The 13,698-nt window shown below is 39.6% G+C and carries 15 protein-coding genes; 1 reads left to right on the forward strand and 14 read right to left on the reverse strand.

The window, feature by feature from the left end:
* Positions 1–2 precede the first annotated feature (2 nt).
* Complete coding sequence (locus tag ABP870_RS01670; RefSeq protein ID WP_350013766.1) at positions 3–488, reverse strand: NUDIX hydrolase; 486 nt, start codon at positions 486–488, stop codon at positions 3–5.
* 234 nt (positions 489–722) lie between these two features.
* Here ABP870_RS01670 and ABP870_RS01675 point away from each other — a divergent pair, with 234 nt between their 5' ends.
* Entirely contained in the window at positions 723–914 is a 192-nt protein-coding gene (locus ABP870_RS01675) for a hypothetical protein (RefSeq protein WP_062708960.1), read from the forward strand.
* A 479-nt stretch (positions 915–1,393) separates the two neighbouring features.
* Here ABP870_RS01675 and rfbB read toward each other — a convergent pair whose 3' ends face one another.
* The 13 genes from rfbB to recJ form a co-directional block, all read right to left on the reverse strand.
* Positions 1,394–2,440: a dTDP-glucose 4,6-dehydratase gene (rfbB, locus tag ABP870_RS01680; protein WP_018379794.1), complete on the reverse strand. Its 1,047-nt coding sequence runs from the start codon at positions 2,438–2,440 to the stop codon at positions 1,394–1,396.
* A 42-nt stretch (positions 2,441–2,482) separates the two neighbouring features.
* Positions 2,483–2,971, reverse strand: a complete 489-nt coding sequence (locus ABP870_RS01685) for a phosphoribosylanthranilate isomerase (protein WP_350013767.1) — start codon at positions 2,969–2,971, stop codon at positions 2,483–2,485.
* 1 nt (position 2,972) lies between these two features.
* A complete protein-coding gene (locus tag ABP870_RS01690; protein WP_350013768.1) occupies positions 2,973–3,566 on the reverse strand; it encodes a dTDP-4-dehydrorhamnose 3,5-epimerase family protein in 594 nt (197 codons plus the stop codon).
* Positions 3,566–4,435 (reverse strand): glucose-1-phosphate thymidylyltransferase RfbA, encoded by an 870-nt coding sequence (gene rfbA / locus ABP870_RS01695; RefSeq protein ID WP_350013769.1) that lies wholly within the window; start codon positions 4,433–4,435, stop codon positions 3,566–3,568. Before rfbA ends, ABP870_RS01690 begins: the two co-directional genes overlap by 1 nt.
* Positions 4,436–4,511: 76 nt before the next feature.
* On the reverse strand, positions 4,512–5,621 hold the full coding sequence (locus tag ABP870_RS01700; protein ID WP_350013770.1) for an NAD(P)/FAD-dependent oxidoreductase: 1,110 nt from the start codon (positions 5,619–5,621) through the stop codon (positions 4,512–4,514).
* A 20-nt stretch (positions 5,622–5,641) separates the two neighbouring features.
* Entirely contained in the window at positions 5,642–6,466 is an 825-nt protein-coding gene (locus tag ABP870_RS01705; protein ID WP_405054523.1) for a ZIP family metal transporter, read from the reverse strand.
* Positions 6,467–6,475: 9 nt separating this feature from the next.
* Positions 6,476–7,264, reverse strand: coding sequence for a Nif3-like dinuclear metal center hexameric protein (locus ABP870_RS01710; RefSeq protein WP_350013771.1), 789 nt, complete (start codon positions 7,262–7,264; stop codon positions 6,476–6,478).
* Positions 7,254–7,940: a tRNA (adenine(22)-N(1))-methyltransferase gene (locus ABP870_RS01715; RefSeq protein WP_350013772.1), complete on the reverse strand. Its 687-nt coding sequence runs from the start codon at positions 7,938–7,940 to the stop codon at positions 7,254–7,256. The genes ABP870_RS01710 and ABP870_RS01715 overlap by 11 nt, the downstream gene beginning before the upstream one ends.
* Positions 7,941–8,404: 464 nt before the next feature.
* The gene (locus ABP870_RS01720) at positions 8,405–9,082 is read right to left on the reverse strand and encodes a DnaD domain-containing protein (protein ID WP_350013773.1); all 678 of its coding nucleotides are present in this window, start codon (positions 9,080–9,082) and stop codon (positions 8,405–8,407) included.
* A complete protein-coding gene (locus tag ABP870_RS01725; protein ID WP_350013774.1) occupies positions 9,082–10,017 on the reverse strand; it encodes a homoserine O-succinyltransferase in 936 nt (311 codons plus the stop codon). The genes ABP870_RS01720 and ABP870_RS01725 overlap by 1 nt, the downstream gene beginning before the upstream one ends.
* 105 nt (positions 10,018–10,122) lie before the next feature.
* The gene (locus ABP870_RS01730; protein WP_350013844.1) at positions 10,123–10,641 is read right to left on the reverse strand and encodes an adenine phosphoribosyltransferase; all 519 of its coding nucleotides are present in this window, start codon (positions 10,639–10,641) and stop codon (positions 10,123–10,125) included.
* A gap of 450 nt (positions 10,642–11,091) precedes the next feature.
* Entirely contained in the window at positions 11,092–11,448 is a 357-nt protein-coding gene (locus ABP870_RS01735) for a hypothetical protein (RefSeq protein ID WP_350013775.1), read from the reverse strand.
* Positions 11,449–11,451: 3 nt separating this feature from the next.
* Positions 11,452–13,653: a single-stranded-DNA-specific exonuclease RecJ gene (gene recJ / locus ABP870_RS01740; RefSeq protein WP_350013776.1), complete on the reverse strand. Its 2,202-nt coding sequence runs from the start codon at positions 13,651–13,653 to the stop codon at positions 11,452–11,454.
* Positions 13,654–13,698 lie beyond the last annotated feature (45 nt).

Genomic DNA, 13,698 nt, shown 5'->3' on the forward strand with positions numbered 1-13,698 from the left:
CTTTAGTTTGTTTTGCCATAAAAGGTTACATCTTGGTCAATCAGAACATTATTCTCATAGGTGAACTTTGCTGAGAAAAAAGGAACATCTTCTAGAATCCATTTGAACATGAGATAATCTCCTTCCCATGTTGGCTTGTCTAGAACTTTATCGTAAGGCACCCACTCCAAGGTCCCCTCTCTTGACTCTTCATCTGAGATCAGCTGTCCTTCAAAATCTGTGATTTTATAAACGTAGGTATACCAATCATGACCTGGTGTAAAGTTTGGAAAGGTAATCATTCCACGAAAATCCATTTCCTTAACGGTTAAATGGGTTTCTTCTAAAATTTCACGAATAGCACATTCTTCAGGAGATTCTCCAGCTTCTAATTTTCCTCCCACAGAAATCCACTTGCCTTCGTGAACGTCATTTTCTTTTTTATTCCGGTGCATGAGCAAGAGCTCTTGACCGTTATCAATGTAGCAAATAGTTGCCAGCTTAGTCATTTAACCACCTCTTTCACTTATCTAACTATTATAACAAGTTATCTTCTAAAATGTGCTATAATTTCTTCAAGAACTAAAAAATCACAGAGGACATTTCTCATATGCTCCATACACTCTATTTTGGAACTTATACCAAACGACTTTCATGTCCCTGAATGTGTGAGTCTCTTATTCAAATAATTGCTAAATCCACTATAAAGTGGTTTAATGAACATAGAAAAGAGGTATTTATTTATGAAACCACAAGAATTATTTGACCAAGTAAAAGAAATGATTGCCAAAAAAGATTTTTCAGAAGCTAAAAACTTTATCGAGGATCATAAAGACGATTTAGGACAATATTTCGATAAAGCCAAAGCATTAGTTGAAAACTCTGACGCCGTTAGTGGCGTCGTTGACAAAGTGAAAAATATCTTTGGAAAATAAAAAAGGTTGGAGCAATGAATGATTCCTAGAGGTAGATTTATACCTAACCTTAGAGAGTCGTTCAAAGCGTCCCTCCTCTTTTTTATAACTGCCATTATCTTCTAGATAAGGTTATTCATCAGTTATGATTCCAGACATCCGTTACAAAACGAAGCTCCGTCAAGGTTCTTCCATTGTAAACATCATAGCTTAAACGCTGAAACATGCATCACTTATTTTCTATAACATCTTTCGATGAGGAATCTCTTGCCAAAAGGAAGGTCTAGAGGTGTATTTGTCGTGGGCTAAAAACATCAGGAGAGATGCAAATAGCAAAACGTTCCAGAGTCAGCTTGACTTTGGAACGTTTTTAATATACTCCGTTATGCATCGCTTACTTTTCATTATAAGTCATATCGTTTTCGCACTAAAAAAAAAACTCTATAATCCCTGCGGTATTTTACCCACCACAGAAATTAGAGAGCCTTAGTTTTTTGCATTTATTTTAACACTTTTTGTGTTGCAGCATATTTAGCTTCAACGGCTTCTTTTTCTGCTTTCCACCAATCTTGGTTGTCAGTATACCATTTAATCGTATCTTCCAAACCTTCTGTGAAGTTTGTAAATTGTGGTTCCCAACCAAGTTCTTCACGGAGCTTGCTAGAATCAATAGCATAGCGCAAATCATGTCCAGCACGATCCGTTACGTGATCATAGGCATCTTTAGGTTGCCCCATCTTTTCAAGAATCAATTCAAGAACTTCTTTGTTGTTCTTTTCACCATCGGCACCAATCAGGTAAGTTTCGCCTATGCGCCCCTTAGTTAAGATAGCCCACACACCTGTTGAATGGTCATTGGTATGAATCCAGTCACGGACATTCTTACCTTCACCGTATAGTTTTGGTTTAATTCCCGCTAAAATATTCGTGATTTGACGAGGAATAAACTTTTCAATGTGTTGATAGGGACCGTAATTGTTTGAACAGTTAGAAATCGTTGCTTTGACACCAAATGAACGAACCCAAGCTTTAACAATCAAGTCCGATGCAGCCTTAGTTGAGGAGTAAGGCGATGACGGATTGTAGTTGGTCTCAGCAGTGAATTTCTCACCTGGTCCCTCACCATGACCTGGCAAGTCCTCACGAAGCGGAAGGTCACCATAGACCTCATCTGTTGAGACATGATGGAAACGAATATCGTATTTACGAGCCGCCTCTAAAAGCGTATAAGTTCCGATAAAGTTAGTATGAACAAAAGGACTTGGATCATTCAATGAGTTGTCATTGTGGCTTTCAGCCGCATAGTGAACAATGGCATCTGCTTTGGCTGCCAACTTATCTACTAATTCACTATCAGCAATGTCTCCAACCACTAGCTCAACACGATCCCCAAGAATTTCAACTAGGTTATCACGATTTCCAGCATAGGTTAGCTTATCCAAGACTGTCACATGGACATCTGGATGATTGTTATAAACATAATGCACAAAATTTGAGCCGATAAAACCAGCTCCTCCTGTGACGATGATATTCTTAAATTCAGACATGATTTCTCCGATAAATGTTATTTTGTTATTACCAAGATAGGCTTATTTGTTTAAAATTTCTTTCAAATAAGCAATTTTAGCAAAGTCTTTTTGATTATTCTTATCATTACGATAACTGTCTTTAGAAGATGCTTGGTAGATTTTTAAGTATTGCTCCAGAGTGGGTAAATAGTAGCGGACATCGCCATCTCTCAGCTCTTCCAAGTCTTCTAATGGAACACCTGCAAAAGCTGGAAGCGAATGAAGACCACCAAATTCTACCGAACAACCTTCTTTTTGGAATTCATGTTCGTGGCGATCTACTAAGATATAGCCTAGTTGTCCCATCATCGCAATCAACTCATCTGCCCGATAAATCCGTTCTTCATCGGGTACTTCCCAGCCTCTAGGGTCACTGGGGACATGAATATCCAAATCACGAGCTGCCCAACTTCTACCTGTTCGCTGCTCTAGACCAACCGATCCCATTAAAAGTGGGATGATTCCTAATTCATTTAAAGACTTTGCAATCTCTAAAAAGCGACTATACATCTTACAATTCTTCCTTGGTCAATGGTTTGACATCCTTTAGCATTGGATGGTTTTTATCGGCTTCAGATACTTCTGCCGCTTCAAGATTTTCCCATTTTATCCCTAAGCTTGGATCTGCATAGTTAACAAAGGCGTATTTTGGTTTTAATTCCAAGGCCCAGTAGTCATTTACCAAATAACTATAGGCTACTTTATCAGATAGGACTTGGAAACCGTTTGCCACACCGCGAGGAACAAAAATGCCCTTGCTAGCATCAATTTCTGTTTGGTAGACATTTCCAAAAGTCTCACCCTCACGCAAATCAACCCAAGATCCAAGCACTTTTCCGTCATCTGCAACCGAAATATACTTGTCCCAAGGCTCTGCATGAAGTCCACGCAAGACATGCTTACGAGAAAAGCTGACGTTATTTTGGAGTTTTCCTTCCGCAAAGAAAGCCTCTGGAAATCCTAAGGGTAGCATTTTCTCTTTTTGAAAATTCTCCTTAAACCAGCCACGATTGTCACCATGAACAGGGATGTCAAATTCTAACATACCAGGAATAGCATCAATCTTTCTAGCTGATAAGGTCTTACCAAAAAAATTCTCTGTCATTATGCCTCTCCAATCAGACGGAGCAAGTATTGTCCGTATTCATTTTTCTTCAATGATTGAGCAAGTTCATAGACTTGTTCCTTACTGATATAGCCCATACGATAGGCGATTTCTTCAAGATTTGCTACTTGAACATTTTGCAGCCGCTGAACGGTTTCAATATACTGACTTGCTTCAAGGAGTGACTCATGTGTACCAGTATCCAACCATGCGAAGCCACGGCCCATCAACTCAACTGATAAGTCCCCACGATCAAGGTAAGCTTTATTAACATCAGTAATTTCTAATTCACCACGAGGTGAGGGTTTGATATTTTTAGCGATTTCAATCACATCGTTGTCATAGAAGTAAAGTCCTGTAACCGCAAAGTTTGACTTTGGCTCCTCAGGTTTTTCTTCGATAGAAACAGCATTCATATCATCATCAAACTCAACAACTCCAAAACGTTCTGGGTCTTTAACTTGGTAACCAAATACGGTTGCCCCTGATTTTTTGGCGGCAGCCCGTTGAAGCATTTTGGTTAAACCATTTCCGTGATAGATATTGTCTCCCAATACTAAGGCAACATTGTCATCACCGATAAATTCTTCTCCAATGATAAAGGCTTGGGCCAAGCCATCTGGACTTGGTTGTTCAGCATATTCTAAACGAATTCCTAACTCTGAACCATCGCCTAAAAGCTCACGAAAACGTGGCAAATCTTGCGGAGTTGAAATCACCAAAATATCTTTAATCCCAGCCAACATCAAGGTTGATAAGGGATAAAAAATCATTGGCTTGTCATAAATGGGCATGAGCTGTTTTGAAGCAGCACGCGTTAAAGGATACAAACGTGTTCCTGAACCGCCGGCAAGAATAATACCTTTCATATTGAAGGACTCCTTTTTTATTAGGAAATTTCTTTTCCTTTAATTAGTAATCGCTTTATTTTACCATATTTTGATGTTAGTTGTCAGCTTTAACAGGATAGTCAATATAGTTAGAGGCTTTGTAATCGTCTGCCTGCAACCAAAACTCTTGATTTTTCAGCATAGCGACAAGCTCTCTGGCAATTAGAGGACCTGTGGTTAAACCAGATGAACCTAATCCACTGGCGACATAAACCCCTTCTAAATCAGGGACTTGACCATAAAAAGGTGAAAAATCACTGGTATAAGCTCTGATACCGATACGGTCACTTTTAGACACAGCCTCATCCACCTTAGGGAAGAAGAAGCGAGCTTCTGCTTCTAAGCGATCCAGCACCTCTTCATCCACCGTTAAATCGAAGCCCTTATCATTCTCATGACTGGCACCAACAGAAACCTTACCATTAACAAATGGAATCACATCCAGTTCCCCTTCGGGCATAAAGACAGGAAGGTTTTCCGTTTGATAATTTTCAAACTGGTAATCTAATAACTGACCTTTTTGAGGACGCACATCAACTTCGTAGCCAAGTGGTTCCAATAGTTTCCCTAACCAGGCTCCCGTAGCAAGAATGACTCTATCAAACAGCTGATTATCAATTTCATAGCCATCGGCTACCTTTGTCAAGGTAACTTCTTTACGTATAACTGGGCAGGCTGAGGCTTGTAATAGTGTTTGTGTCAAAGCCGCACCGTCCAATCGAGCCGCACCTGAAGCATAAAGCATTTGACCTTTAGTCTGTAAATCTGGAAAGGCTGCTTTAACATCTTTTTCTGAAAGAATAGTCAACTCACCAATTAACGGTGATTCCTCGATACGACTATGCGCCAGTTCATATAAATCTTGGAAATGTTCAGGTGTCTTTTTGTGAAGTAAAATACCAACTCGCTTATAAAAGGAGGTATCAAACCCATCCTTTTCTAAATCAGAAACCATTTGCGGGTAAAAATCAGCTCCTAAGCGAGCCATTTTATACCAGGCCTTATTACGACGACGTGAAAACCATGGGCTAATAATCCCTGCGGCAGCCTTTGTCGCTTGACCCAGACCATGATCAAAGACAGTAAGTTCGATATCCTCTTCTTTTGATAAATAGTAGGTAGCAGTTGCCCCCACTATGCCTGCACCAATAATAGCAACTTTCATTTTTGTCCTTTCTAAGTAACTCAACCCAGAGCCACATCCATAACCATCATAATCACAAAGCCCATCATTAAGCCGAGAGTAGCAATGTCAGTGTTGCCATTGGTTTGTGATTCTGGAATCAACTCTTCTACGACAACAAAAATCATCGCCCCTGCCGCAAAAGATAAAGCATAAGGCAAAATGGGCATCATGGCAAGAACCAGTGCTGCACCAAGAACAGCACCAATTGGTTCTACGATGGCTGACATAGAGCCTAAAAAAAAGGCACTTTTCCGACTTTTACCATCTGCCCGAATTGGGATAGATAGAGCAGCCCCTTCTGGAATATTTTGCAAGCCAATCCCAACAGCTAGGCTGATGGCACCAACTAAAGCCGGAATGGTAAAATTACCTTGTCCCAAGGCGCCAAAAGTAACACCAACAGCTAAACCTTCTGGAATATTGTGTATGGTGATCGCTAAAAATAAGAGCGCTGTTTTGGATAATTTTTTTTCGGGCTGTAAGCCTTCTACATCTTCCATCTCTTTATCCAGATGCAAATGAGGTACCAAAGCATCAATTAAGCGGATAAAATAGCCTCCTAAGAGAAAACCTACCGCCGCGGGAACAAAGGACCACTTACCGTAGGAACTTTCAGCATAGGAAATGGAGGGCTCTAAAAGCGACCAAAAAGAAGCCGCAATCATAACCCCTGCTGCAAATCCCATCATCACATCTAAGAGTTTGCGACTGATACGTTTGAAGAAAAAAACGATGGCTGACCCCACAATAGTACAAAACCAAGTAAATAGACCAGCTAGTAGAGCCAGAAAAACGACATTTTGCGATGACATCCATTCAATCATAAGCCACCTCTACAAATGCGAGAAGGGATTGGTTGATGACTGACTTTCAAGCACTTCTACATCCCAGTTTTCTTCCTGTTTCCACTGATTAAGGCGTTTCGCTATTTCAGAAATAAAAAGCACTTCAATGTGGTGACCTGGGTCAATCGCATAGAGCCCATCTGTCAGCATTTCTTGCGCCGTATGATAATATATATCACCAGTCACATACACATCTGCTCCTTTAGACAAAGCTTCTTGATAAAAAGATTGTCCTGAGCCACCACAAATAGCGACTTTTGAAATCCTTGGATTTTGATGATCATAACGCACCAAGCGAACACTATCTAATCCAAAACTATTCTTGATTCTTTCAGCAAAATCCTCCAAAGATTGCTCAGATATATCACCAATCCTACCAATCCCTACTGAATCCTCGGTTAATAGCAGAGGTTCCGTATTTTCAATTCCTAAAAGCTGACAAAACCAATCATTCAAGCCATCTGGGACAATATCGATATTAGTATGACTCACATAGACGGCAATATCATGTTTTACCAAATCCAAAAGGATATCGCGTTGAGGAGATGAAACCAGGTCTTTGAGCCCTTTAAAAATAGGCGCGTGTTTGGTGATAATCAAATCAACCTCTTTGGCAATAGCTTCTGCCACTGTATTTTCACGCACATCAAGAGTCACCATAACCTTCTTGATTTCCCTATCCAAACTGCCTATTTGAAGCCCAACCACATCACCTTCCATTGAAAGTTTAGGTGAACAATAAATATCGTATCGATCTACTAATGTTTTAGCCAGCATTTTCAATGACCTCCTTAATCTCCGTCATTTTAGTGATGAGAATATCGCGCTCTACCTTTTTATCTTCTGGTACAGAAGAATGAGCATAAGCTAACTTATCCCATTCTCTTTGCCACTTTTGCTTAAAAATGGTTGTTTTTTCTTTTAACAGATGTGGTCCAAATCTTAATTCACGACTATTCAAAGCCATACTACCATGCTCTGCCACTATAATTTCATAGTATTTTTTATTTTCCGTCATGATGATTTCAGAGACAATTTGAAAATTATTTTCCTGTAACCAATGTCGTAAATCATCTTCGCGGTTGTTTGGTTGTAAAATTAAGCGCTCAATGGCACCAAGTTTTTCCTTACCTGCTTCTAAAATATCTGAAATCAGACGTCCTCCCATGCCACAGATAGTAATCGCTGTGACGTGATCTCTTGGATCAAACGCAGCTAAGCCATTGGCCAAGCGGACCTCAATCTTGTCTGGCAAGTTCGATGACTGCACATTTTTGACAGCTGATTGATAAGGACCTTCTACCACCTCACCAGCAATAGCACGCTTAATGACGTTTTGTTCTAATAAAGCTATGGGGAGATAGGCATGATCACTACCGACATCCAGTAAAACAGCGTCTTTAGGGACAAACTTGGCTACTTCTGCTAGTCGTTTTGATAGTTGTATTTCCATTTGTTACATCGTCCCTCTTTCATTCTAACAATACTTCCATTATACCAAAAAACCACCCAAACGTGGGTGGAGAATTGAGAGAATAACAGGCTTTCTAATCACGTTTTTAGTTTAAAGTAAGTCTTTCCATGTGCCATTGTTATTAGAATATATAACAGAACGATGAAAGGTGTTCTAAATAAGGCGAGGGGAGTTCCAAAAAGAAAATGAACCCAGAACAAGCAACCTGAAAGTTCCCATAAACCAGAAGTGAGATACCATGATTTAGGATCAAAAAGAGAATAATAACTTCCTTTTTAAAAATTTTACACTAGCACCAAGCTCAACGCACAAATAAAACAACTAGGAATAACAGATGATGCAGCAATCTCTTTCTCATATCAGAAATAGAGATGGAATCTGAAAAAATCTCAGTTGATATAGTAAAAAAGATCAAGATATTTACCTAATCTTTTCAGTTACTATTAATTCTCATTCCCCCAAATACTCATGGCATTAAGGAAATCATCTGACACAGTGACTTTGTTGGGATCAGCTTCTTCACGCTGACGTCGTCTTTCTTCTACTTGACGGACGGTCGTGATGCCGTCACGTTTCCAATTTCGTAAGATAGCATTGATATAATTCCAGCTGGTCTTGTTATTAAAAACGGCTTCACGCAGTGCTTGTCGAACTAAATCTGGATCAATGTCGTCTTCTTTAACTGTCTTAGTTAAATCTTCTAACTCAAAGGGGCTCAACAATCTACCCAATTCGTTTTCAAAATCTTGAACCAATTCTTTAAAGGCATTGCCTGATGTTTTGGGAGCCTCATTTTTAACATCTAACAGGTCATCTAATTTAACCAAAGCTGGCGTGGTATCAAAAATCATCTCAATTTCACCACCAAGTTCAATCGTCTTCATATCCAGTAGATCTTGATCAGTTAACCGCGAGATAATGCGATTGACATCTGTGACTGTTTTACCAATACTTTCGGCAATTTCACTAGAAGCCATTTCTTCCTTGTGGCTAGTATTTTGAAAATAAAAGAATTGCCAAACCAAAAAATCTTCAGCTGACTCAAAAATCTTGTGATAATGAAATAATAAAGCAGCAGGTAAGACTATGTGTCCCTGCTTCATGGCTTGGGTATAGGTCATCAAAATCCTCTAATTGTATTTTTTAAATCTTCCAAATGGTAGGGCGTTTCTTGGTAAACCGCATAGTTAATCCAATTACTGAAAAAGGTTGCTGCTGCTAAACTCCAGCGCATTTGAATCCCGTCTTTCAGCTGATCATTTTGATAATAAGATACAGGCAGTTTGGGATTTTTACCTGCCTTCTGGTCTCTCAGATATTCATTTCCCAAGGTATCACGATCGTACTCTAAATGACCAAAGCTATAAACTTCTCGCAAATCATCAGAGGCAAGTATCGATACGCCTACCTCACGTCCTTTAGCTAAAACCATTAACCTCGTTTTTTCTTTAACATCTTTTTCTAGAATACCAGTATAACGAGAATGGGGTGCCTTGAAGGTATCATCAAAGCCACGGAACAAAAGATTGGCAGGATGTTCAACCTTCTGATCATAAACACCTGACAACTTTTCTTTTAGCAATATCTTATTGATGCCATAGTTATGATAAAGCGATGCCTGCGCTCCCCAACAAAGATGAAGGGTTGAGTAGACATGACTCTTTGCCCAATCAAAGATAGCAATCAACTCCTGCCAATAATCAACCTCTTCAAAAGGGATGGTTTCGACTGGAGCACCCGTGATAATCATGCCATCATAGTAGCGATGTTGAATAGCATCAAAGGTCTTGTAAAACGTTTTCAAATACTGAACTTCTGTATTTTTTGACTTGTGACTTTCCATATAAAGAAAGTCTACATTGATTTGCAAAGGTGTATTTGCCAGTAATCTCAAGAGTTGTACCTCTGTTGCTTCCTTGGTCGGCATGAGGTTTACAATTAACATTTCCAAGGGACGAATGTTCTGATGTTGGGCACGTTCATTATCCATGATAAAGACGTTTTCTGAACGTAATATGCTTAAAGTGGGTAATTGAGTGTCTAATTTTATTGGCATAAAAACTCCCTTTTCTACCTAGTCATAGATACTATTATAGCCAAGGGAGTTATAGGTTTCAAATTTGGAAAAACTAGCTTTAGATATAGTTATTATCTATAACTATTATCCTGGGAAATTCATCAATACTTTAGTATCGTAATCACCGATTGTCTCGCGACCATTAAGCCCATCAAGTTCAATCATAAACGCACAACCAGCAACGATACCGCCAAGTTTTTCAATCAACTCAATGGTTGCTTTAACAGTACCACCTGTTGCCAAAAGGTCATCAACAATAAGGACACGTTGTCCTGATTTTATCGCATCAGCATGCATGGTCAGTGTATCTACGCCATACTCTTTTTCATAGTCAGCTGAAATCACCTCGCGAGGTAGTTTTCCTGGTTTACGAACGGGTGCAAAACCGATACCAAGTTCAACCGCGACCGGACAACCAATAATGAAACCACGCGCTTCAGGGCCAACAATCATGTCGATGTCATGATCACAAGCATACTGCGCAATTTCACGGACAGCGTAGCTATATGCTTTTCCATCCGCCATCAAGGGGGAGATATCACGAAAAGTGATGCCTTCTTGTGGGTAGTTCTCGATTGAAGCGATGTATTTTGTTAAATCCATAGTATTACTGCGATTCATTATTCCAATAAAATCGCATATCCTCCCTATTCTTGTTCTTGAGTGTTCTCAAAATTATTTTTACACATTATTATATCACTATTTTCCATAAGTTGGAAAGTTCAAATGATAGAAAGCTTATGAAATGGCTTTTTTGTCATTAAGTAATTCAGCACGTCTTCGGCTAGCCCTTACAAAAAATTCTGCACAAGGACTGTTGCATCATCACAAGCTTACAATAGACTTGCTTTACCCCTGAACATTAGAATTTGCCCATCAGGTTTAGGGCTACACACTTCTATTTTGTCATAACCAACCAAATAAAGATAGAACCAATCGTCAAAAATAGCTAATCCTCACATAAACATTTCTCCAGCCAACATAGACGATTGGCAATCTGTCTCAAAGACTGCTATCACAGCTGTTTTAGCACTTCATCCTAGAGCCACTGTCTTACAGGTTTTCCCCTACTGCGATAAGCAGAGAGCCATCGTCAAGCAAGCCGGATTTTTGTAGGCTATTTGCTCCAAAGTCATCGCTAAGATAAGGCAAATCATAAATGCTCAATCGTCCCATCTGATCAAGAATCGAAATAGACTCAATGGTTCTTCCCAAGACTGCCTGTTCAAGAAGGTACCCCTGATCTGGAAACTCTCTTCGTTCTTGCCAGAATTCTGCTTTAAAATGGAGTTGTAAAGCAGTCAGTCGGTCATCTGTTTGCTTTAACAATTTTATATGAAGCAAATAAAAGGCATTAATCGTTACAATATCATCAGATAAGTGAAGATTTATTCTAGCTAAAGGTGTCATCAATTATTCCACTAACCAATCATAGATTTCTTTTGGCGTTCCTAGAGCCATGAGTTCCTGGTATTTAACAGTTCTTTTCAATTCTTGATATATCTGGCTACTCTCAATCTCTTTTTTCTCAGCTTCCTTATTGACAGTCATGATCCCATCTTTGATGCTAACAAAACCTAATTCTTCAAAAATCTGAATCATCTTGATTAAGAGATAATCTTCAATCTTGAGGTATTGACTAAGTTCTTTTAATTTAAAACGAATGTCGAATTCTGGAAATTGGTAGATTGTTTTATACAATTTTGCAAATTGCTGACGTGTGCCAAAACCTGACAAGTAATAAGGTGTTTTGATCCTATTTTTAAAATATATCACTTCTAACGCGTTAGCAGCAAACCAGCTTTTTAGCTCTTCAGGATTTTCAGGCAAATCCACTAAAACTGCTGACTGACTATGAACTAAATCAGATGTTAGGGCTGGCACATCAAAAGGTAGGTGAGCATTCTTAGCACGAATATCAAACAGCTGAACTCCTTCAACGCGAGCATCTACTAACATGAGTTGCAAGGTCGTTTGGCCATTCCAGATATTTACAGAAAGGGTCACAGCTAGTTCTAACGGCTGAGCTTGCTGAAACTCTTGTGCCATAGTCCCCTGGTTAAAGGCAACCACATCAAATGTCGCACCATTTTGGCTAACCTTTAGTTTCAAATGGGCATTATTTTGCCCCATGGTTCTCGCTTGAAGAATCTCAAAATCCTTGAGCCAGAAAACAGGCTTTTTATGGTCCATACCAAAAGGTGCTAAACGCTCTAAACTCTTGAGTGACGCTAAGCTTAAATCTGGCAAGAATAGCGCTTCATCCAATACCAATGTATTTTTAACACTAGTATCAATCTGGTTATCTTCAACATACTGACAAAGAATAGCAGACAAGGTTTCTAAATTTTCAACTGGCAAAGTCATCCCTGCTGCACCAGCATGACCTCCGAAGGCTGTAAATATCTCACGGTGAGGATCTAAAGCATCAAAAATATTTAACACGTCAAGGGAGCGTGCTGAACCTTTAGCAAGTCCATTTTCAATAGTGAGAACAATGACCGTTTGAGAGATATTTTCCAATATTCGTCCGGCAACAATTCCTAGGACACCTGGATGCCAACCCTCTTTTGCTAACACTTGGACTGGTTTCGACAAATCGACCATAGTCATAGCTTCATCGTAAATGGTTTGCACCAGTTCTTTACGCTCTTCATTTTTGGCTTTGATTTCTAAGGCGATAGCTTGCGCTTCTTCATCGTCAAAACCCGTTAACAGCTCGATGGCTGGATTAGGATCATCTAAGCGTCCTAATGCATTCAGCTGGGGAGCAATAGTGAAGCCAACAGTCTCTTCATTGATGGTTTCTGGAGCAACATCTGACAGTTGCAAGAGTTCCTGTAGACCGATACGTTCCGTTTGTTTGAGCATTTCCAGACCGACCTTAACCATAATGCGATTCTCGTCGGTTAGACTAACCATATCAGCAATGGTTCCAATCGCCACCAAATCTAGAAAGTCACTAGGAATAGCTTCTAAAAGCGCACAAGATAATTTAAAAGCAACACCCACTCCTGCCAAATGCTTGAAGGGATAGTTTGATTCTGGATGTTCTGGATGGACAATGGCAAAAGCATCAGGCAGGTCAACGGGCAAGCTATGGTGGTCTGTTACAATCACATCAACCCCTTGCTCTTGCGCATAGGTAATAGCCTCATGACCAGCAACACCATTATCCACTGTCACAATCAGCGAAATGTCTTGTTGCTCAATATAATACTTGTAGACACTTAGGTTGGGGCCATACCCATCGGTGAAACGGTTAGGCAGATAGACCTGCACTTCAGCTCCCATCATCTCCAAGGTTTCCTTGACAACACTAGCACTGGTCATGCCATCTGCATCATAATCACCGTAAACCAAAATTTGTTCATCATTTTCAATAGCCTGACGAATCCGATTAACAGATTTTTCCATATCGTGTAATAAAAAGGGATCGTGAAGCTTAGATAAATCCGCATTGATAAAGTCATCCAGTGCCTCTTCTGTGGTAATCCCACGATCTACTAAAAGCTTGGCGGCGATAGCATCCAGTCCTCTTTTTTTAGCTAATTTCAAAAAGCTGTCATCTACTTCGTTAGCTTCTATTTTCCAATTGTATTTGGACCTTATCATGTCTCTTTGTTACTCTTTTCTATTCCGAAATCAATCTTTACCAGT

The sequence above is a fragment of the Streptococcus jiangjianxini genome (assembly GCF_040225085.1).
GTDB classification, from domain to species: domain Bacteria; phylum Bacillota; class Bacilli; order Lactobacillales; family Streptococcaceae; genus Streptococcus; species Streptococcus jiangjianxini.